Source organism: Acidithiobacillus sp., from assembly GCF_027322205.1.
Taxonomy (GTDB): Bacteria; Pseudomonadota; Gammaproteobacteria; order Acidithiobacillales; family Acidithiobacillaceae; genus Acidithiobacillus.
This window is the reverse complement of the sequence record NZ_DAHVHY010000001.1, coordinates 64,541-83,891: the sequence shown is the minus strand read 5'-3', so window position 1 is coordinate 83,891 and position 19,351 is coordinate 64,541. Positions and strand designations below refer to the sequence as shown.

The following is a 19,351-nucleotide window of genomic DNA, read 5'->3' as shown; positions in this document are numbered from 1 at the left end:
ACAGTGACCTCCTGGGAGCGACAGATGGTTGACGGCGCTCCCAGGCTGTTCCTCCGGGGGGACTGGCGAGTGGCACAACTGGATAAAGCCCTTCGCTCCTTTGCATGGGCGAAAGACGGCCAGGACTGCACGGAGATTTCCGTCGCAGAGTTGGAGGCTGCAGACAGCGCTACACTCGCTATGCTGATGGAATGGACCCAGCAGGCTACAGAGCGCGGAATTGCGCTGCGTATTCACGGGGCGTCTTCCAAACTACAAGACTTGGCGAGTTTGTATCGTCTGCAGGATATTTTGCCGCTGTGTCATGACTGATTCCCTGGCTATTCACATTGTCGGGTTGCGCAAAGCCTATGGCAGCGGCCATCTGGCCTTGGCGGGCGTGGATCTGGATGTGCATGCCGGAGAATTTTTGGGTCTGCTGGGTCCTAATGGTGCGGGGAAATCTTCGCTGATCAATATCCTGGCCGGGACTGTGCGCCGTTCGAGCGGGGTGGCAGAAATCTTCGGCTTTGATGTGGAGCGGGATTTTCGCCGGAGCCGTCAGTTGCTGGGGGTCGTGCCCCAGGAGTTGGCCTACGATCCCTTTTTTACCGTGCGCGAATTTCTGCGCATGCAATCCGGCTATTTTGGCTTGCGTCACAATGATAACTGGCTTGATGAGCTGATGGCGGAGCTGGATCTGACGGACAAGGCCAATGCCAATTTGCGCGCTTTATCCGGCGGCATGAAGCGACGGGTGCTCATCGCCCAGGCTTTGGTGCACAGGCCCCCGGTGGTGGTGCTGGACGAGCCGACCGCTGGGGTGGATGTGGAACTGCGTCAGGGCCTCTGGCGTTTTATGCGGCGCTATAATGAAGAGGGTCATACGGTCATTCTCACCACCCATTATCTGGAAGAGGCCGAGGAACTCTGTCAGCGGATCGCCATTCTCCAGCAGGGGCGAATCGTTGCTTTGGACAGCAAGGATGAATTGCTGCGCGCCTCCAGTTGGCGGGTGCTGACGGTGACCTTTGACCGCGATCCTGGGACGCTCCCTCCTGAATTGGCGGAATTGATGACCGGCGCCGCAGAAAATACCAGGGTACTCAAGATTGACGCGCAGAAAAACCCATTGGGAGACGTCCTGGCACAATTGCAAACACTGTCCGCCCAGATCCTCGATTTGCACCTGCAGGAGCCGCGCCTGGAAGATGCTTTTACGGACATCCTCGGACAAGGGCGCTAAGCTTGGCGGATCATTTGCGTCTTGATCTTTTTCTCAAGACGTCACGCCTGATCAAGCGCCGCAGCCTAGCCAAAGAAATCTGTGATGCCGGGTGTGTGCAGATCAATGGTCGGATGGCTAAGGCGGGGGCGCTGGTGCAGGTGGGTGACGTGCTGACCATCGATATTCGCGACCGACTGATGCGGGTGCGGGTCTTGCGTATTCCGCAGCGGATTGAAGGACCGGAAGGAGTAGTGGAAGTGTTGCCGGAGGAGGCTGGGGAATGATCACAGAGCCACGTTTGTTGCTGACGGTGGGGGAACCATCGGGCATCGGCCCGGATATTTGCCTGCAATTGGCCAGCCACGCCTTGCCCTCCGGGGTCCTGCTCATTGGCGATATGCACTGTCTGCGCAGCCGCGCCCTGACTCTGGGTTTGGCGCTGCGACTGGAGCCCTGGCAGGAAGGCAATCCCTGGCCAGCGCCGGGAAACGGTGTGTTGCATGTGTTGGACGTACCACTGGCTCAGCCTTGTCGCCCCGGCCACCTGGATGCGGCTAATGCACCGGCGGTACTAGCTACCCTGGATAAAGCGATGCACCTGTTACGGGCAGGCGCTGCGGATGCGCTGGTAACGGCTCCGGTGCACAAGGGCATCATCAACGACGCGGGGATTCTCTTTACTGGGCATACAGAATATCTCGCGGAAGCGTGTGGCAGTCCCGAGGTGGTTATGCTGCTGGCCGGTCGCGGCTTGCGGGTGGCGCTGGCGACGACTCACCTGCCTTTATCACGAGTGGCGGCAGCCATTACCCCGGAAGGGTTGGAGGGCACACTGCGCCTCCTGCACCGGGCCTTGTGCGAAGATTTCGCTCTCTTGGCACCCCGTATTTTAGTCGCTGGTCTGAATCCCCATGCCGGGGAGGGTGGACATCTGGGGCGTGAGGAGCAGGATGTCATTGCGCCAGTGATAACGACCCTGCAGAGAGAAGGGCTGCGGGTCAGCGGCCCGTGGCCGGCCGACACCCTGTTTACCCCGCGCCTGCTGGAAGATGCCGATGCGGTACTGGTCATGTACCATGACCAGGGCCTGCCGGTGTTGAAGTACCATGCCTTTGGTGAGGCGGTAAATATAACTTTGGGTTTGCCCATTGTGCGTACCAGTGTGGACCATGGCACGGCGTTGGATGTGGCAGGCACCGGCCGGGCAGAAGGGGGCAGCCTGCTGCGGGCGCTGGATATTGCTGTGGAGATCGTCCGTAACCGGCGCGCCGCAGCCTGTTGACGCCCCGTGATTCGGTCCGCCACCTCATCAAAAGATGCGACTGCGTCCTTCCGGCACCTGGGCGATCAGGAACTCCATCTGATCGGCGAGAATGCGCCGATTGCTGAGCAGCAGATACTCCGCCCAAGTCGGGGTGAAGGGCACCGCGAGCAGCGGCATGTGCGCCTCGTCGGGGGTGCGGTTGTCCTTGTGGCTGTTGCAACTGCGACAGGCGGTCACCACGTTGGTCCAGATATCCCTGCCTTTGCGCGAGATGGGAATAATATGGTCACGGGTGAGTTCGCGGATGGGGAAGTGTTTGCCACAGTACATGCAGAGATGGTGGTCGCGATGAAACAAGGTCTGGTTGGAGAGTGCCGGGGGCCGAATTTTGCCCTGATGGCGACCACGGACGGCGATGACCGGATGAATGTCGAGTTGCGAGAGGATGCCGCTGCGGCGGCAGATGCCGCCGTGAGCGGTAAAGAAAGGATCCCCCAGTGTCCAGGCAACATTGCCCCGAACATAATGAGCCGCGGCTTCTTCCCAGGTTTCCCAGGCCATGGGACGACCACCGACGTCAAGGCGCAGCACGAGGTGCATAGGCTTTCCGTTTCGTATTGCCTGCTAGAGGCGTCAGTCGAATATAGCATGAAGGGCTGCTGATGGTGCAAGAGGGGCGCCTGCCACACGCAAAAAAACGGTTTGGGCAGAATTTTCTGGTTCAGCCGCAGATCGTTGAGCGTATTGTGGCGGCTATTCGCCCCATGCCCGGCGATCAACTGGTGGAGATCGGGCCGGGGCCGGGGGTGCTGACCAGGGCTCTGCTGCGCCTCTTGCCGCAGTTGACGGTGGTGGAGTTGGACCGGGATATGATTGCCGGTTTACGCGCGCTCGCGCCGCCGGAGCGGCTACAGGTCATGCAGGCCGATGCGCTGGAGGTCGATTTCGCGGCACTGGCTGGCGCCGGGAATGTCCTGCGGGTAGTCGGTAACCTGCCCTACAACGTGGCGACGCCGCTGATTTTTCATATACTGGAGCATGCGGAACGGGTGCAGGATATGCACTTCATGCTGCAAAAAGAGGTGGTAGACCGCATGGTGGCGGTGCCGGGAACCAAAGCTTACGGACGGCTTTCGGTGATGATACAGGCGCATTGCGCGGTGGAATCCCTGTTCACGGTGGCCCCCGGCAATTTCTTCCCGGTGCCCAAGGTGGACTCGGCCTTCATGCGTTTGGTGCCGCACCGTCCAGGGTTGCTACCACTCCGCTTGCAGGCGCCTTTTGCGCGGATTGTAGCTGCCAGCTTTGCCCAGCGCCGCAAGACACTCGCCAATAATCTGCGCGGCATTTTGAGTGCGGATGACTTGCAGGGTTTGCAGATTGATCCCGGCTGCCGCGCCGAGACGCTGGATCAGGCCGCCTTTTTTCGCCTCGCCGAGGCCACAGTTGAACAGGGAAACCGATCATGAATCATTTGGAAGTTGTTGAGAAATTGTTTGCCGAGCTGGAATGGGAAGCGAAGATGCTGCCTGATTATCCGGTCCTCACCTGCGCATTGCAGGTGCCAAATGGTGTTCTGGACATTTTTTGCCATGTGCATGGCGAACGGGAGCGTATCCTGTTTTACCTGCGTCCCCAGAATCTGGAGATAACCATGGGAAAACGCCCGGCGGTGGCGGAGTTCCTGACTCGTGCCAACTATGGATTGGCCCTGGGTAACTTTGAACTGGACCTGGACGATGGGGAGATCAACTTCAAGACGATTCTCCAGGCACCTGCCATTGTGTTGAGTACCACTCTGTTGCGCCCTTATCTGCTGATTGGTGTAGAGACCATCAACCACTATCTGCCAGGGCTGAACCGGGTGCTGAGCGGTCAGGAAACCCCGGCTGCCGCGATCAGGGCGTTGGAGACGACTGCGACAGCGGTCCATTGACTCCGGAGCCGATGATCCCGCTGCCCAGCAGCAGCGGGGTGATGCCCATGCCGCGGATTTTGGCGAGCGTGGGCTGTGCCGCTGCCAAAGAATCGAAGGTGCCGGTGCGGAGCCGGTAGAGGGTGTTGTTATGACTGGCTTCCACCTTTTCCATCTGGGTGCTGACCCCCAGCAGGGCGAGGCGATCGCGCAGGACGACGGCGGCGGCGCGGTTGGTGAAGGCGCCCACCTGAATGGTCACTGGCTGGTGAACGACGCTGATGCTGCTGGCAGTCGCCGCACTGGGAATACCGGGGCCGTTACCGAGAATGTCGGCAGGAATATCCACATGCATCTTGGGCAGGATCTGGTAAAAATTGAAGTCGACGCCGCTGCGGGTGGAAGTCGCAGAAGCCACGGTGGCACTGCTGGGGGTGGCGACGGCGAGTGGACTGTTTACCGGAGTTTGTGTGGTAGCCGGGGTAGCCGATGGGGAGGCTGAATGGTTGGTCGCTGCCGGGCTAACAGGCTGTTGCTGCGCGGCTACCGGTGCGCGATCGCTGGAGGTCGTCGCTGGCAGCCCTGTCCCGGTATTGATTAGACCGAGTCTGCCGGTGGTAATGGGAATCTGTGCTATCCACCACCAGACCCCTGCACTGAGCATGATTACCAGAAGCAACAACACCCAAAGCCAGCGCCGTGCCGGAGGGGGTGGCGTTTCCTCGGTGTCCTCTTCCGGCGCTACCGGCCGTCGTGGTGTGATGGGCGAGCGCAGCTCCTGCGCTCGCGGGCGGCTGGTTTGATTTTTGTAATCGCGCATGATCCCTTACATCTGTTCCGGTGCTCTGACGCCGAGCAGTCGTAGCCCGTTGGCAATAGCCTGCGCGACGGCCAGACAGAGCGTCAGGCGGGCGTGGCGCAGCGGCGTCTCCTCCACCAAAATTCGGGTCGAATTGTAGTAGGTGTGGAAGGCTGCAGCCAACTCCCTGAGATAGAAGGCAATCTGATGCGGTTCGCGATCACGGGCCGCCGTGACCACTACTTCCGGGAAGCGCCAGAGGGCGTCGGCCAGTGCGATCTCGCGGGACTCCTGGAGGATTGTCAGGTCGACGCCGTCTGCTGACGGCAGGCTGAGCCCTTTTTCTGCCGCTTGACGCAGCAGGGAATAGACCCGGGCGTGGGCATACTGGATATAAAATACCGGGTTTTCTTCGGAGTGCTTTTTGGCCAGTTCCAGATCAAAGTCCAGATGCTGGTCAGCGCGGCGCAGCACATAAAAGAAACGCGCCGCATCATTGCCCACTTCCTCGCGCAGTTCACGGAGGGTGACAAACTCACCCGCGCGGGTAGACATGGAGACCTTTTCCGTACCGCGATAGAGGATGGCGAACTGGACGAGGACGACTTCCAGTTGCTGGTCATCGAGGCCGAGGGCGCGCAGGGCGGCCTTGACTCTGGGCACATAGCCGTGATGGTCCGCACCCCACATGTCGATGACGTGGGTGAAGCCGCGGGCAAATTTTTCGGCATGGTAGGCCACATCGGAGGCGAAGTAGGTATAGGCGCCGTTGTCGCGACGCAAAACCCGGTCCTTGTCATCATCAAAGGCAGTGGCGCGGAACCAGAGGGCGCCCTCCAGGGTGTAACAGTGTCCGGCTTTTTCGAGGGCGGCGACGGCGGCATCGACCGCACCCGTATCCATCAGGCTGCGCTCGGAATACCAGCGCTCGTAACGAACGTCAAAGTCCTCCAGATCGTCGCGGATGTCGGCGAGAATCTCGTCCAGTCCGGCGCTGTGCAGGGTGCGATAGTTTTCGCCGAGGGACTGCTTCAGGTGGGCGATGAGGGTGTCGATGGCGATATCACCGTCGCTCATCTCGGGCAGGTTCGGCAATCCGGCCGCCGCGTGCTGTAAGCGGTCGCCGACCTGCTCCCGGAGATGGGCCGCTATTTCGCGCACATAGTCGCCACGATAACTGTTCTCTGGGAAGGCCCAGGGCAGCGCCCCGGCGGCTTCGAGATAGCGCAGGTAGACGCTGGCCGCGAGAATATCCATTTGCCGTCCGGCGTCGTTGACATAGTATTCGCAGAAGATGTCGAAGCCGTTAAAGCGGAGGATATTGGCGAGGCTGGCGCCATAGGCGGCGCCGCGCCCGTGCCCGACGTGCAGGGGGCCGGTGGGGTTGGCGGAGACGAACTCCAGTTGCAGGCGCTGGCCGGCGCCGTTCCGGTTGGCGCCGAAGCGCTCTTTTTCGGTACGTACCCGGTGGATGACGGCGTGAAAGGCGGCAGGCTGCAGAAAGAAATTGATGAAGCCGGGGCCGGCAATCTCGGTGCGGGCAATCCATTCCGAGGCTGGCAGGGCCGCGACGATATCATTGGCGATGTCGCGGGGCTTGCGCCCGACCGCTTTGGCGAGGAGCAGGGCGACGTTGCTGGCGAGATGGCCGTGTTCCACCTGCTTGGGGCGATCCAGCTCCAGGGTGGCGGGAATCCCTGGAATGCTGCCCTGGGCGTGGAGTTGTTGAAGCGCCCCTTGCAGGGCCTGGCTGACAAATGCTTTCACAGGGCTACCTTATGCACGAAATTTTTGCTTCAGTGTAACGCAAGCCAGCGCTTTACGGCAGGGGTTGTTGTATCTTGGATACCGTACTGGAGCCGAAGATCAATGGGGATGCGCATAATGCATGATTATCTGGGAGGTTTCTGGCACTGGTTTACCACCCCGTGGACGTGGCCTGGCGGGCTTGTTGTCGAGCCCATCGGTATTGCCGAGTTTCTGATTATCCTGGTTTTTTTATGGTGGGGGGCGGCCTGGGTGCGGCGGCTCACGCGCCGGGTACTGAGCCGGCAACTGGATCATGCCACGGCTTACGCCATCTCGCGGCTTACCTACTACATCGTTATTGCTCTGGGCATTTTCATCGCCCTGCAGACAGTCGGCGTCAATCTCAGCAGTCTGGCTATCCTGGGTGGTGTGGTGGGTGTCGGTCTGGGTTTCGGGTTGCAGAATATTTTCAGCAATTTTGCGTCCGGACTCATTCTGCTCTTTGAGCGCAGTATCAAGGTAGGCGACTACATCCAGATCAAAGAGAACGGCCTGCATGGCGAGGTCAAAAAGTTGGGCGTGCGCTATACCCAGATTGTGACCAACGACCATGTGGATATCCTGGTACCCAACTCCCAGTTTGTGAATGGTGAAGTGATCAACTGGAGTCTGGATGATCCGATCATGCGGATTCATATCCCGTTTCGCGTGCCCTACGGTACCGACCGGGAACGATTGCGGCGTCTGGTCATAGAAACCGCGCGCTCCTTGCCCCTGACGACAAGGGATGAACGCTATCCGCCGACCTTGTGGTTGAACGCGTTCGGAGATGCGGGCTACGATTGCGAGATGATCGTCTGGGTGGAACGTGCGGGACTGATGCGTCCCGGCGGAACCCGCGCCAAATATAACTGGGCACTGGCGGATGCCCTGGAGCAGGCGGGCATCGAAATACCGCGGCCGCGTCAGGAGGTGGTGGTGGTGCCTTCCCTGGCGGCGGCGCTGGCTGCTGTGGAAAACTCGTCCTCCTCCTCCTCCACATAATTGCGCGGACCATCGACGCTGCGCAGGGCGCTGGGCGGGATGATAAAGACGTAGGCGGCCATGGCCCCTATCAGGCAGATCCACATGGACAGGCGCAGCAGATTGTCGATGCTCAGGGTGCCCGCCTGCACACTGATCAGGGTGTGCAGGTGTTGGGCTGAGAGCGCCGGTTCCGGATCGAAACGGCTGATGTGGCCACGCAGATGGTCGCTGGCCAGGGCGCTGTAGCGGGTCCAGTAGACGCTCAGCAGGCTCACCCCGATGTTGGCGCTGAAGACGCGAATGAAATTGCTGGTGGTGGCGGCTGATGGAATTTCCGCAGCGCTGAGGCCGGAGAGAATCACCATGGTCAGCGGCACGAAGAGCATACCCACCCCCATGCCGATGAACAGCACCGGCCAGAACAGGTCGTTCAGACTGCTGATGGGGCTGAGATAAGCGCTGCCATAGGCGAAGGCAAAAATGGCAAAGCAGAGGGTCGCCAGCCGTCGCAGCCCGAGTAATCCGCGCAGACGGTCCATCAGCGTCGACAAAGGGATGGCGCCGATGCCGATGGGAATAAGTACGGAGCTCCCCCAGAACCCATTGAAACCGAGGGTTTCCTCTGCCCAGAGGGGCAGTATGGAGGCCCAGCCCATGAACATGGCCCAGCCCAGGCACAGCAGCAGCAGACCCAGCCAATAATTGCGCCGCCGCAGAAAGTACAGTTGGAGCAAGGGATGCTGGGTTTCGCTTTCCCGCCAGGCAAAGAGCAGCAGAAAGGTAAAGGCAAATAAGGTCATTTTGATAATGAAAGTGGAATGCCACCAGCCGTACTGCTCGCCCTGATCCAGCACAATCTGCATGCTCATCAGCCCGCCATAGAGCAGGCCGAAGCCCCAGCTATCGAAGGGCGGGGTTTGGGGATTGCCCTGCTCTTTGGGGATGCCCATGCTGCCCAGAAACAGGGCGGCGCCCCAGATCGGCAGGGAAAGCAGGAAAATGCTGCGATAGCCCAGTTCCGTCGCCAGCAGGCCGCCGATGGTCGGCCCGAAGAAGAAAGGCACCAACATGGCATTACTCCAGAATATGGTCACCAGACCATGGTGCTGGCTGGGGCTGTGGCGCAGAAAAAGACTCTGACTCAGGGGAACGAGAAGCCCCGCGGCGACGCCTTCCAGAGCACGGGACAGCAGCATAATCCAGAGATTGTTGGTCACCGCGCTGATGACGGTGCCCACCATAGCCACGGCAACCGCCACCTGAAAGACGCGGCGCATCCCGAAGCGGGCTGTCGTCCAGGGCATCAGGGTAATCCCCAGTGACCAGTGGACAATGAAGTAGGTCAGGGTCCAGAGGGCATGATCGCTGCTGGTGGAGAGGCCGCCCGCGACGTAGGGAAAAATACCCTGCACCGAGGCGCCGTCGAAGGAGCCCATACCGAGGGCGAGGCCTACCCCCGCAAAGAGGGGCCAGGTTTTAGAAAGGGACGGCGATGTTTCCACGAAGCTGGATCCTTGGAAGTTGTCCTAATTTAACGCTAACGCTAACGCTAATTTCACTCGCGGGCGATGCGCGCTTTCCTGGATCTACTGGCGACGCCGGACTGAGCCTGCGTGGGTCCCTAAAATCCGCCGTCGGCTGCGGCTACGACCAGAAAGGCGCCGGAGCCGCCCGCCGGATGCTCCAGCCAGATCAGGGGCAGGTCGGGACGGCGGCGGATGAGGGCCTCTTCGGCATCGCCGGTTTCCACCACCAGCACGCCGCCCGTCTGCAGGTGGTGTGGCGCCTGCTCCAACAGGGGGAGCAGGCAATCCAGGCCATCGTCGCCGGCGGCCAAGGCGAGATGGGGTTCGTGCCGGTATTCGGGGGGCAGCTCTGCCATGGCTGCCGCGTCCACATAGGGCGGGTTGCTGAGGATCAGGTCGTAGCGCTGTCCATCCAATGCGGCGAAGAGGTCGGACTGATGCAGATGCACGCGCTCCTCCAGGCCATAGCGTTGCACATTCGTGCGGGCTACGGCGAGGGCCTCGGCGGAAATATCTACTGCATCCACTTCGGTATCCGGAAAGCGCAGGGCCAGGGCGATGGCCATACAGCCGGAGCCAGTGCCGATCTCCAAAATGCGCTGCACCTGCGACGCCTCTACCCAGGGTGCGAAGCCCTCTTCAATAAACGGTTCAAGCAGGCTGCGGGGAATGAGGACGCGTTCATCGACGCTAAAACGCAGTCCGGCAAACCAGGCTTCGCCAGTGATGTAGGCGGCGGGACGGCGGAGCATCTCCCGCTGGTAGAAGTAGTTGAGTGTTACCCGCTTCTCGCTGTCCAGCAGACGGGCCGCGCCGAGTTCTGCAAGGTCTTCCGGCTCCAGGTGCAGCGCTCGCGCGAGGAGCGTGTCGGCTTCGGCGCGGGGGTGCTGCTGGCCCTGACTGAAGTCGAGCCCGGCAGCGGCAAAACGGCTGGCTCCCCAACGCCGGTAGTCGATTACCGTATGCAGGGTGGAGCGAGCGATGGCGGCATATTGTTCGAGATTCATTCAGTCCAACTCCAGCCAGACCGGGCAGTGATCGGAGCCCGTCACTTCGGTGGCGATCCCCGCCCCGCGCAGGCGCGGTAGCAGGCTCTCGTGTACCCAGAAATAATCCAGGCGCCAGCCAATATTGCGGGCGCGGGCATTGGTGCGCTGACTCCACCAGGAATAGCGCACGGTATCCGGGTGCAGGTGACGGAAGCTGTCCACCCAGCCAGCCGCCGCCCATTGGTCCAGGCAGGCTCGTTCCTCGGGGAGAAATCCCGATATTTTCGCATTCTCTTTGGGGCGCGCCAGATCGATGGCCTGGTGGGCGGTGTTGACATCTCCGCAGAACACCACCGGCCGACCCGCGGCCACCCGGGCGTTGATCCGCTCCAGGAAGGCGGCGTAGAAATCCAGTTTGAAGGCCAGACGTTCATGATCTTTCTTGCCGTTGGGAAAGTAGACATTGTACAGATCGAAATCACCGCAGTCGGTGATGGCCACGCGCCCTTCCCGGTCGAAGCGGGGAATGCCCAATCCTGTTGCTACCGATCGGCAGGATGCTTTGCTGAAAGTGGCTACGCCGCTGTAACCGGGACGTTCGGCAACAGCCCAGAGGCCATCGTAGCCCGCCAGTATGGTTTCCGCCGCTGGCAGGCGGTCCGGATTGGCTTTGCTTTCCTGTATGCAGAACAGATCCGGTTGCGTCGCCGCGACCCAGTCGCGCAAACCCTTGCGCCAGGCGGCGCGCCAGCCGTTCACATTCCAGCTATAAAGGCGCATGGTCACGACCACTCAACGCATTACCCGCACGGCCAAAAAATCCCCTTCGGTCAGTACCCGTTCCAGAATGGCACGCCCGGTGTCGCCAGCGGTACCTGCCGTAGCGAGCAGGGCGAGTCCTTCCCGCGCCGCCGTCGGGCTGATAACACCATGGCGCAGGGCCAGTTGATAGAGCACGGCAACACTGATTTCCTGGCCGGGCTGTTTGACCAGTTCTCCCTGAAGTTGCGCGAGCGGTCCGCCGTAGAGGAGCAGCTTGCGCACATGGTCGATATTAGGCAGTGTCGAGGTACTCATGGTTATTCCTTGCTGATAAATCATCCATTAAAATACGCGGTGATGGATCGAATGGTGGCATTTGGTATGCGACGATTAAGCCTTATCCGGACCCGACCAGCCTTGGCAACGCAGAGACCACAATCCACCGCTTTGTGACGCAGTGAGCAGTGGACCCAGTTCTGTCAGGGCGGCGGTCAGTGCCTCGCGCAGGCCCCAGGGTGGATTCACCACAATCAGCCCGCTACCAAAAAGCTGTTCCCGGCCTTCTTCCGGCATCTGCAACAGTTCACAGGCAAAAGCGGGCAGGTGTTCACGCAAGGTCTGCCACAACCTAGTGATCGTACCGCGGATTTTTACCGGGTACCAGACGAGATACACCCCTTGCGGCCAGCGCTGATAGGCGCGGATCAGGGTGTTCGGGAGGCGTTCCCATTCGTCTCTGCGTTCAAAGGGCGGGTCGATCAGGATCAGGCCACGTTTTTCAGGCGGGGGAATCAGCCCGAAGAGGGTGCGATAACCGTCTTCGCCGATGATGCTGGTGTGCGCCCGCTTGCCCATCGCCTTGCGCAGACGGGTCGCTACTTCGGGCTGCTGTTCGCAGAGCACCATCCGGTCGGTAGGTCGGAGCAGGGCGGCGGCGAGGACGGGTGAGCCGGGATAGTGGCGTAATACACCGTCGCTGTTCTCATTGCTGATGATTTTCAGCCAGGCGCCCGCATGCGGCAGGCTGCGCCGGTCCGCCCAGAGGCGCGCAACGCCCTGCAAGTGTTCCCCTTGCGCGCTCAGTGTATATCGTCCCGCGCCCGCGTGGGTGTCGATGTAAGCGAGCGGCGTGTCCTTACGGATCAGGGCATGCAAAGTGAGACTCAGGGCCAGATGCTTGATGCAGTCGGCAGCATTGCCGGCGTGATGGTGGTGGTCGTAATTCATGGTTTGTTTATCTTTCTGGGGTTGGCTTGGAGCGATGCTTTCGTCATGATAACAGATAGTCGTCCGGATTCAGCAGAAAAGGAGAGATTGAAAATGCGACTTTATGCTACGCAGACCAGCCCCTATGCCCGGAAGGTGCGTATCGCACTGCTGGAAAAGAATATCCCCTGTGCTTTGGAGTGGGTGGATCTCCGCGCCGCCGACCATGGGGCACTGGAGCACAATCCCCTGGGCAAGATCCCCGTGCTGGTGCGTAATGACGGCTCGGCCGTATATGACTCAGCAGTGATCATCCAATATCTGGAAATTCTGCGCCCTGAACCAGCCATCATCCCCCATGATCCGGAGGCCCGCATTGAGACATTGCGGATTGAGGCGCTGGCCAGCGGCATTATGGATACCACGGTTGCCTGGGTGTTGGAGCAACGCCACAGTAAAGATTGCCAGGATGCCGGTATGTTGCAACGTGCCCGCGGCAGGGTTCTAGCGGCGCTGGCCATGCTGCAGGAAGAGACGTGTGCGTGGAAAGAGGCCCGCGCCCTACCGGTGCTGACTCTGGCACAGATTGTGACCGTCGCTGCAGTGGGTTATGTCGATCTGCGCGCACCGGATTTCTTGCTGCAATTCCCGGATTTGACGACCTGGATGCACGCCCTGCGTCAACGTCCCAGCATCAATGCCACTGCGCCACAGTAATTTTCGTGAAAATTGCCACCTGGAACGTTAATTCTCTGAAGGTGCGTCTCCCGCAAGTATTGGAATGGCTGGGTAACGAGCAGCCCGATGTCCTTTGTCTGCAGGAGACAAAGCTGGTCGATGCGCGTTTCCCGGTGGCCGCACTGGCGGACGCAGGCTATCAGTCGCTCTATCACGGTCAGCCGACTTATAACGGTGTCGCCATACTGAGCCGGACAGCGCCCGACGACGCCCGCTGCGACTGGCCAGGTGGTGGCGACGGGCAGGCACGACTGTGCGCCGCCTGCTTCGGTGACTTGCGTGTCATCAATGTTTATGTGCCTAACGGTCAGTCTCTGGACAGCGACAAGTATCCCTATAAATTACAGTGGTTGGGGCGCCTGCGTGCGCTGATTGCCGAGGAATTGCAGCGCTGGCCGCAACTGCTGCTGGTAGGGGATTTCAATATTGCCCCTGACGACCGTGATGTTTACGACGCTACGGTCTGGGGGGATGGCATCCTTTGCTCGGCTCCCGAACGGGCGGCGCTGGGTGCTCTGTTGAGTCTCGGATTGCATGATAGTTACCGTAGCCTGTACCCGGACGCGCAGACGTGGAGCTGGTGGGATTACCGCGCGGCTGCGTTCCGGCGCAATCAGGGGCTGCGCATCGACCTGATCCTGGCCTCGGCTTCACTCCTTGCATGCACTCGGGATGTCGTCATCGACCGCGCTGCGCGGGCAGCAGAGCGCCCGTCAGATCACGCGCCTGTCTATATCACGCTGGAGAATGAGGCATGATTGGTATTCTGGTCGTCAATCTGGGCACCCCCGATGCGCCGGCCGCCCCGGCAGTACGCCGCTACCTGCGCGAGTTTCTCAGTGACACCCGGGTAGTGGAACTTCCGCGCATCCTCTGGTGGCCTATCCTGAATGGACCCATTCTGCTGTTTCGTCCCGCCCGCTCGGCGCGCAATTATGCCAGCATCTGGCTTCCCGATGGCTCACCCCTGATGGTCTATAGCCAGCGCCAATGCGACGCACTGCAGGCCCGGTGGGATCGGCAGTTTCCCGGTCACGTCCGGGTGGAGTTGGCTATGCGTTACGGCAATCCGTCAATTGCGAAAGGCATGGCCGCGTTGCGCGACGCCGATTGCAGCAGAATACTGGTGGTGCCACTTTATCCCCAATATGCGGCAGCCACCACAGCCTCCATTTTTGATGCGGTGGCCAAAGAATTGCGGAAATGGCGCGAAATTCCGGAAATTCGCATGATTCGGGACTGGTACGAACACCCTGCCTATATTCGTGCTCTGGCGGACAGTATCCGCGTCTGGTGGCAGGAGCACGGGCAGGCAGAGCGATTGCTGATTTCTTTTCACGGCTTGCCGGAGATTTGCATTGAGAAGGGCGATCCCTATCGCGCTCAGTGCGAAAAGACCACCGCACTGCTGGTAAAGGAGCTCGGTCTGTCTGATGATCAGTGGGTACAAACCTTCCAAAGCCGCTTCGGCGCCGCCCAATGGCTGACGCCCCATACCGATAAAACACTCGTCGCGTTGGCGCGTTCCGGGGTGCCCCGCATAGACGCCATCTGCCCTGGGTTTAGTGTGGATTGCGTGGAAACACTGCAGGAAATCGCCCAGGAAGGCAAAGAAACTTTCCTCCAGGCGGGTGGCCAGGAACTACGCTATATTCCTGCGCTCAATGACAACCCTCTCTGGGTGGCGGCGTTCAGCCAGATTCTTGAACCCCATTGGCGTCATTGGGATAACCCGGAAAATTTTGCCGTTTCCGCGCAGTCAGGCTAAAATCGGCTCGAAACTACCATAGCAGTACCCTTTTCAGGCCCTTAACCCATAGGACTCGCGCCATGATGATCAGCAAAGACAAAGTCGTCACGATCGACTATTCCCTGACCGATGAAGAGGGGGAGCTGATTGACAGCTCCGTGGGTGAAGAGCCCCTTGTATATCTCCATGGTCACCACGGCATCATCCCCGGCCTGGAGCAGGCTCTGGCGGGGCGTCGTGTCGGCGATAAGCTGGAGGTTTCCATCCCACCCGAAGAAGGTTATGGTGATTGGGACGAAGATCTGGTCGAGGTGGTGGGTGTGGAAGATTTTGACGATCAGGAAGAACTGGAGATCGGTACCCAGTTTGAGACCATGACCGAAGAGGGCACACGCCTTGCCACGGTAATCGATATCGAAGGCAACGAAATTACCGTCGACCTTAATCACCCTCTGGCTGGGATGACCCTGAACTTCGATGTGACTGTGCTGGAAGTACGGGACGCCACTGCCGAAGAACTGGCTCATGGTCATGTGCATGGGCACGGAGCGCATGACCAGGATCATTGATGCGTTGGTGTTGCACCGGTTGACGCGTTTGTTGGCTGAGTAGGTCGCCTTGCGTGGCCTGGGTCTGATGTCTGGAACCAGCACCGACGGTGTGGATGCTGCGGTGCTGGATTTTGAGGCCGCAGGTTGTGCGGGTTACCAGGGTGTCTTTGGGTGCTCCTTTGATCCGACGTTGCGTGCGGAGGTGCTGGCTGCCAGCGGGCCACTGAGTGTTGAGGCGATGGCGCAACTCGACCGGCGTCTGGGCGCCTGTTATGCGCAATTGGCGAGTGCTGCCATCGCCCATCTCGGTCCGGTAGACTTTATCGCTTTGCACGGGCAGACCATTCGTCATCAACCACGGGGGGACCCCGGCTTTACGCTGCAAATTGGTGCCGCAGCAGATATTGCCGTGGCCACCGGTCTGACCGTGGTCCACGATTTCCGGCGTGCCGATGTGGCGGCCGGGGGGGAAGGGGCGCCGCTGGTGCCACCTTTCCATCAATACTGCTTTCAGGATAAACGACCCCGTCTGGTACTCAATCTCGGTGGTATGGCCAACGTGACCTGGTTGCCGGGCATGGACGACCCCCGTCCACTCCTGGCTTTCGACTGCGGGCCGGGCAATGTGCTGATGGATGCCGCCATGCATTTGTGCGGTGATGGGCAATTGACCTGTGATGTGGATGGCCAAATGGCGGCTGACGGACTTTGCGATACTGTACAGTTAGAAGCATGGCTGGCGCACCCGTTCTTCCGGCAGCCACCTCCCAAAAGCACCGGGCGGGAAGTTTTCGGGTTGCCCCTGGTGACGCAATGGTGGTCATCCTGGCGTGGCTCCGCGGTGGATTTCCTGGCCACATTGACGGCATTGACCGCGGTTTCTGTGGCACAGGCGATAAGGACCTGGACACCGGGCGCTACAGAAATGCTGGTGTTCGGTGGCGGTGCCGAAAACCCGACTCTGATGCGCGTCCTGCAGGGGGGCCTGGCAGAGACCCGAATTTTGCACGGTGGGCAGTACAGCGGTATTCCCAGTCAGGCTTTGGAGGCGTTGGCCTTTGCCTGGCTGGGCGGCCAGTGTTTGCTGGGGCAACGTCTGCCCATGGCGCACGTTACCGGGGCACAGCGCCCCATGACTCTGGGTAATATCCTGCCCGGAGATAACTGGCCAGATCTGCTTGTCCATCTCTCGAAAAGGATGGAAATCACCGCAAAGGAAAGATCGTATGGGGCTCTTCCCACCGTCTGACATCAGCAATTGTTGGCATCCCGGCGGCGGAACGGTCGTTTATGGCATTCTCGGTCAGCCGGTCACGCACAGTCTCTCGCCATGGATGCATCGCCTCTTTGCCGCGCAGCAGGATCGGGACCTGGTTTATGTGCCCTTTCCGGTGCATGCAGAGGCGATCGCCACGGCGCTGGCCGGACTGCCGGAGCTTGGCGTGCGCGGCGTGAATGTTACGGTCCCCCATAAAGAGGTCGTGTTGCCGCTGATGCAGCAATTGAGCGCGGCGGCGCGTGCCATCGGCGCGGTGAACACCGTGTGTTTCACGTCCTCGGGCATGGAAGGACACAATACGGATGCACTCGGTTTTCAGCGGGCGCTGGAGCGTGCGGCAGGGAATGGCTGGCAGCAATATCCGGCGACCGTGATTGGCGCGGGGGGGGCGGCCCGAGCTATTGTCTATGCGCTTGGTCACGCCGGATGCCCGGCCATTTATTTAGCAAATCGCCACTTGCCGCGTGCCGAATCTCTGGCTGTACAGTTTCCCGACCTTCCGGTACATCCCATTCCGTTGGACTCGGCGGCATTGTCTGCGGTGCTGCCCCACAGCGCGTTACTGGTCAATACCAGCGCACGGGGGTTGCACGGGGAGCATCACCCGGAGCTGGATCTGGCCCGCATGCCCAGAAATGGCAGCGTATACGATATCGTCTATAACCCATTGGAGACGCCTCTACTGCACGCCGCCCGGCAGGCCGGGCTGGGCGCGATTGATGGGCTGGGCATGTTGGTAGAGCAAGGCGCGGAGAGTTTTCGGATATGGACGGGAACTCTGCCGCAAACCGCCGCCGTGGAGGAGATTTTACGCCGATGGCTACGAATCCAGAACACATCTCGTTGACGCCCGTATTACGGGCGTTAGTCAGCAACGGGTTAAGCGACGAGGCGCAGTTGCAAAGCCTGGCCGCCGATCCGGCGCGCGGTAAGACGCCGCTCCTGTTTTATGTGGTCGAGAAAGGCGCCGTTCCTGCCACTGTGCTTATGGCGCACCTTTCCGCCCGCTATAACATGCCCATGCTTGATCTGGATGCGGTCACGATTGATGAATTGCTCATTCGGAAGCTCGACAAGGGGTTGATGATCCGCTATCTGGTGCTGCCTCTGTCAAAGCATGGGGATACCCTCTACCTCGCCATGGCGGATCCCACGGATTTTAAGGCGGTGGAAGATGTGAAGTTCAACACCGGTTTGCAGGTGATGCCGATACTGGTCGAGGCCAACAAGCTGGTCAAGGCGGTGAATACCGCAGCCAATAGTATGCAAGGCGGAATTGACGATGTTTTCATGGACAAGCCGCATGACGAAGAAGAGCAGGAAGAATTCGATCTTGCCCAGGAGAATGATAGCAGTGTCGAGGATGCGCCCGTAGTGCGCTTTGCCCGGCAATTGCTGCTGGATGCCATTCAGCGCGGGGTTTCCGATATTCATCTGGAACCCTATGAAAAGGATTTTCGGGTGCGTTACCGCCTCGATGGCGTATTGCAGGACGTGCTGCATCCGCCGGTGGCGTTGCGTGACGGTGTCACTTCGCGCCTGAAGATTCTCTGTCGCCTGGATATTTCTGAGCGGCGTTTACCCCAGGATGGCCGTCTGCGGGTCAGGGTGCCGCCAGCGCGGGTTATTGATTTCCGGGTCTCTTTTCTGCCCACCAGTTTTGGCGAAACCATTGTGCTGCGCTTGCTGGATCCGGCCAGTTCCAAGGTGCCCATAGAACAATTGGGCTTTTTGCCGGACCAGCGCAAGGCCTTTGAAGAGGCTATCCACCGGCCCTACGGTATGATCCTGGTCACCGGCCCCACGGGTTCGGGTAAAACGACGACTCTCTATACCGCGCTGAATATCCTCAACACCGGCGACTGCAACATCAGTACCGCAGAGGACCCTGTGGAAATCCCGGTGTATGGAATCAATCAGGTGAATATCAACGAGCGCATCGGTCTCAACTTTGCCGCCGCCTTGCGTTCCTTCCTGCGTCAGGACCCGGACATCATCATGGTCGGTGAGGTACGTGATCTGGAAACCGCAGAGACGGCCATCAAGGCTGCCCAGACGGGTCATCTGGTGTTGGCCACCCTGCATACCAATGATGCACCGCAGAGCCTCACCCGCCTGGAAAACATGGGTATTCCTACTTATAATGTTGCCGGTGGTGTGCACCTGGTGATGGCGCAGCGACTCGTACGCAAACTCTGTCCACACTGTAAAAAACCCCTGCGTATTCCCGATCAGGCACTGATTGAGGCGGGATTCGCGCCCGAGGATCTGCAGGGCTGGCGTCCTCTGGGCGCGACGGGTTGTGATCAGTGCAATAACACTGGATACAAAGGCCGGATGGGGCTCTATCAGGTGATGCCGGTGAGTGATGCCATGCGTGAAATCATCATGCGCGGTGGAACCTCCATCGATCTGGCGCGGCAGGCGGCACAGGAAGGGGTGCTGACCATGCGGCAAAACGGATTGAGGCGGATCAGGGAGGGAGTCACTAGCCTTGAGGAGGTTTTGCGGGTGACCAATCTTTGATTTTGCCTCCCCGTATACCCAGATATTTTGTGCAGGGCGTCACAAACATGACAATGGGCAGTAG

At 60.0% G+C, this 19,351-nt stretch carries 22 protein-coding genes; 14 read left to right on the top strand and 8 right to left on the bottom strand.

Annotated elements, in window-relative coordinates:
• Positions 1-24: 24 nt before the first annotated feature.
• Genes M7F93_RS00430 through pdxA form a run of 4 tightly spaced genes read left to right on the top strand, consistent with a single transcriptional unit; the run spans position 25 to position 2,489 of the window.
• Positions 25-312: an STAS domain-containing protein gene (locus M7F93_RS00430; RefSeq protein ID WP_298167333.1), complete on the top strand. Its 288-nt coding sequence runs from the start codon at positions 25-27 to the stop codon at positions 310-312.
• Positions 305-1,225, top strand: a complete 921-nt coding sequence (locus M7F93_RS00425) for an ABC transporter ATP-binding protein (protein WP_298167330.1) — start codon at positions 305-307, stop codon at positions 1,223-1,225. The genes M7F93_RS00430 and M7F93_RS00425 overlap by 8 nt, the downstream gene beginning before the upstream one ends.
• 2 nt (positions 1,226-1,227) lie before the next feature.
• Entirely contained in the window at positions 1,228-1,491 is a 264-nt protein-coding gene (locus M7F93_RS00420; protein ID WP_298167327.1) for an RNA-binding S4 domain-containing protein, read from the top strand.
• Complete coding sequence (pdxA, locus tag M7F93_RS00415) at positions 1,488-2,489, top strand: 4-hydroxythreonine-4-phosphate dehydrogenase PdxA (RefSeq protein ID WP_298167324.1); 1,002 nt, start codon at positions 1,488-1,490, stop codon at positions 2,487-2,489. Before M7F93_RS00420 ends, pdxA begins: the two co-directional genes overlap by 4 nt.
• 27 nt (positions 2,490-2,516) lie before the next feature.
• Here pdxA and M7F93_RS00410 read toward each other — a convergent pair whose 3' ends face one another.
• Complete coding sequence (locus M7F93_RS00410) at positions 2,517-3,071, bottom strand: HNH endonuclease (RefSeq protein ID WP_298167321.1); 555 nt, start codon at positions 3,069-3,071, stop codon at positions 2,517-2,519.
• A gap of 62 nt (positions 3,072-3,133) precedes the next feature.
• Between M7F93_RS00410 and rsmA the strand changes: the two genes are divergently transcribed.
• The gene (gene rsmA, locus M7F93_RS00405; RefSeq protein ID WP_298167320.1) at positions 3,134-3,940 is read left to right on the top strand and encodes a 16S rRNA (adenine(1518)-N(6)/adenine(1519)-N(6))-dimethyltransferase RsmA; all 807 of its coding nucleotides are present in this window, start codon (positions 3,134-3,136) and stop codon (positions 3,938-3,940) included.
• Complete coding sequence (locus M7F93_RS00400) at positions 3,937-4,407, top strand: YbjN domain-containing protein (RefSeq protein WP_298167317.1); 471 nt, start codon at positions 3,937-3,939, stop codon at positions 4,405-4,407. Before rsmA ends, M7F93_RS00400 begins: the two co-directional genes overlap by 4 nt.
• Here the strand turns inward: M7F93_RS00400 and M7F93_RS00395 are convergent.
• Entirely contained in the window at positions 4,370-5,206 is an 837-nt protein-coding gene (locus tag M7F93_RS00395; protein WP_298167314.1) for an SPOR domain-containing protein, read from the bottom strand. The two genes, M7F93_RS00400 and M7F93_RS00395, sit on opposite strands and share 38 nt — an antisense overlap.
• Positions 5,207-5,212: 6 nt before the next feature.
• Positions 5,213-6,952 (bottom strand): arginine--tRNA ligase, encoded by a 1,740-nt coding sequence (gene argS, locus M7F93_RS00390; RefSeq protein WP_298167311.1) that lies wholly within the window; start codon positions 6,950-6,952, stop codon positions 5,213-5,215.
• A 117-nt stretch (positions 6,953-7,069) separates the two neighbouring features.
• Here argS and M7F93_RS00385 point away from each other — a divergent pair, with 117 nt between their 5' ends.
• Positions 7,070-7,978, top strand: coding sequence for a mechanosensitive ion channel family protein (locus M7F93_RS00385; RefSeq protein ID WP_298167308.1), 909 nt, complete (start codon positions 7,070-7,072; stop codon positions 7,976-7,978).
• Here the strand turns inward: M7F93_RS00385 and M7F93_RS00380 are convergent.
• From M7F93_RS00380 to M7F93_RS00360, 5 genes are all read right to left on the bottom strand, one after another.
• The gene (locus tag M7F93_RS00380) at positions 7,900-9,462 is read right to left on the bottom strand and encodes an MFS transporter (RefSeq protein WP_298167305.1); all 1,563 of its coding nucleotides are present in this window, start codon (positions 9,460-9,462) and stop codon (positions 7,900-7,902) included. The genes M7F93_RS00385 and M7F93_RS00380 overlap by 79 nt on opposite strands.
• Positions 9,463-9,581: 119 nt before the next feature.
• A complete protein-coding gene (gene prmB, locus M7F93_RS00375) occupies positions 9,582-10,493 on the bottom strand; it encodes a 50S ribosomal protein L3 N(5)-glutamine methyltransferase (RefSeq protein WP_298167300.1) in 912 nt (303 codons plus the stop codon).
• A complete protein-coding gene (locus M7F93_RS00370; RefSeq protein WP_298167375.1) occupies positions 10,494-11,255 on the bottom strand; it encodes an exodeoxyribonuclease III in 762 nt (253 codons plus the stop codon).
• A 12-nt stretch (positions 11,256-11,267) separates the two neighbouring features.
• Positions 11,268-11,552: a DUF2322 family protein gene (locus M7F93_RS00365; RefSeq protein ID WP_298167297.1), complete on the bottom strand. Its 285-nt coding sequence runs from the start codon at positions 11,550-11,552 to the stop codon at positions 11,268-11,270.
• 75 nt (positions 11,553-11,627) lie between these two features.
• Entirely contained in the window at positions 11,628-12,464 is an 837-nt protein-coding gene (locus M7F93_RS00360; protein WP_298167295.1) for a 23S rRNA (adenine(2030)-N(6))-methyltransferase RlmJ, read from the bottom strand.
• Positions 12,465-12,557: 93 nt separating this feature from the next.
• Between M7F93_RS00360 and M7F93_RS00355 the strand changes: the two genes are divergently transcribed.
• From M7F93_RS00355 to pilB, 7 genes are all read left to right on the top strand, one after another.
• The gene (locus M7F93_RS00355) at positions 12,558-13,160 is read left to right on the top strand and encodes a glutathione S-transferase N-terminal domain-containing protein (protein ID WP_298167292.1); all 603 of its coding nucleotides are present in this window, start codon (positions 12,558-12,560) and stop codon (positions 13,158-13,160) included.
• Positions 13,161-13,165: 5 nt separating this feature from the next.
• Entirely contained in the window at positions 13,166-13,939 is a 774-nt protein-coding gene (xth, locus tag M7F93_RS00350) for an exodeoxyribonuclease III (RefSeq protein WP_298167289.1), read from the top strand.
• A complete protein-coding gene (gene hemH, locus M7F93_RS00345; protein WP_298167286.1) occupies positions 13,936-14,949 on the top strand; it encodes a ferrochelatase in 1,014 nt (337 codons plus the stop codon). The genes xth and hemH overlap by 4 nt, the downstream gene beginning before the upstream one ends.
• A 62-nt stretch (positions 14,950-15,011) precedes the next feature.
• Positions 15,012-15,500, top strand: a complete 489-nt coding sequence (locus tag M7F93_RS00340; RefSeq protein ID WP_298167283.1) for an FKBP-type peptidyl-prolyl cis-trans isomerase — start codon at positions 15,012-15,014, stop codon at positions 15,498-15,500.
• 67 nt (positions 15,501-15,567) lie between these two features.
• On the top strand, positions 15,568-16,731 hold the full coding sequence (locus M7F93_RS00335) for an anhydro-N-acetylmuramic acid kinase (protein WP_298167280.1): 1,164 nt from the start codon (positions 15,568-15,570) through the stop codon (positions 16,729-16,731).
• A complete protein-coding gene (aroE, locus tag M7F93_RS00330) occupies positions 16,709-17,608 on the top strand; it encodes a shikimate dehydrogenase (RefSeq protein WP_298167277.1) in 900 nt (299 codons plus the stop codon). Before M7F93_RS00335 ends, aroE begins: the two co-directional genes overlap by 23 nt.
• Positions 17,578-19,287 carry a type IV-A pilus assembly ATPase PilB gene (gene pilB, locus M7F93_RS00325; RefSeq protein ID WP_298167274.1) on the top strand — a complete coding sequence of 570 codons (1,710 nt, stop codon included), beginning with the start codon at positions 17,578-17,580 and terminating at the stop codon, positions 19,285-19,287. The genes aroE and pilB overlap by 31 nt, the downstream gene beginning before the upstream one ends.
• Positions 19,288-19,351: the final 64 nt, after the last annotated feature.

Coding starts and splice junctions, on each gene's coding strand:
- M7F93_RS00430 (WP_298167333.1), top strand. CDS start 25: ATGGTTGACGGCGCTCCCAGGCTGTTCCTCCGGGGGGACTGGCGAGTG.
- M7F93_RS00425 (WP_298167330.1), top strand. CDS start 305: ATGACTGATTCCCTGGCTATTCACATTGTCGGGTTGCGCAAAGCCTAT.
- pdxA (WP_298167324.1), top strand. CDS start 1,488: ATGATCACAGAGCCACGTTTGTTGCTGACGGTGGGGGAACCATCGGGC.
- M7F93_RS00410 (WP_298167321.1), bottom strand. CDS start 3,071: ATGCACCTCGTGCTGCGCCTTGACGTCGGTGGTCGTCCCATGGCCTGG.
- rsmA (WP_298167320.1), top strand. CDS start 3,134: ATGGTGCAAGAGGGGCGCCTGCCACACGCAAAAAAACGGTTTGGGCAG.
- M7F93_RS00400 (WP_298167317.1), top strand. CDS start 3,937: ATGAATCATTTGGAAGTTGTTGAGAAATTGTTTGCCGAGCTGGAATGG.
- M7F93_RS00395 (WP_298167314.1), bottom strand. CDS start 5,206: ATGCGCGATTACAAAAATCAAACCAGCCGCCCGCGAGCGCAGGAGCTG.
- M7F93_RS00385 (WP_298167308.1), top strand. CDS start 7,070: ATGCATGATTATCTGGGAGGTTTCTGGCACTGGTTTACCACCCCGTGG.
- prmB (WP_298167300.1), bottom strand. CDS start 10,493: ATGAATCTCGAACAATATGCCGCCATCGCTCGCTCCACCCTGCATACG.
- M7F93_RS00370 (WP_298167375.1), bottom strand. CDS start 11,255: ATGCGCCTTTATAGCTGGAATGTGAACGGCTGGCGCGCCGCCTGGCGC.
- M7F93_RS00365 (WP_298167297.1), bottom strand. CDS start 11,552: ATGAGTACCTCGACACTGCCTAATATCGACCATGTGCGCAAGCTGCTC.
- M7F93_RS00360 (WP_298167295.1), bottom strand. CDS start 12,464: ATGAATTACGACCACCACCATCACGCCGGCAATGCTGCCGACTGCATC.
- M7F93_RS00355 (WP_298167292.1), top strand. CDS start 12,558: ATGCGACTTTATGCTACGCAGACCAGCCCCTATGCCCGGAAGGTGCGT.
- hemH (WP_298167286.1), top strand. CDS start 13,936: ATGATTGGTATTCTGGTCGTCAATCTGGGCACCCCCGATGCGCCGGCC.
- M7F93_RS00340 (WP_298167283.1), top strand. CDS start 15,012: ATGATGATCAGCAAAGACAAAGTCGTCACGATCGACTATTCCCTGACC.
- M7F93_RS00335 (WP_298167280.1), top strand. CDS start 15,568: ATGTCTGGAACCAGCACCGACGGTGTGGATGCTGCGGTGCTGGATTTT.
- aroE (WP_298167277.1), top strand. CDS start 16,709: ATGGGGCTCTTCCCACCGTCTGACATCAGCAATTGTTGGCATCCCGGC.
- pilB (WP_298167274.1), top strand. CDS start 17,578: ATGGCTACGAATCCAGAACACATCTCGTTGACGCCCGTATTACGGGCG.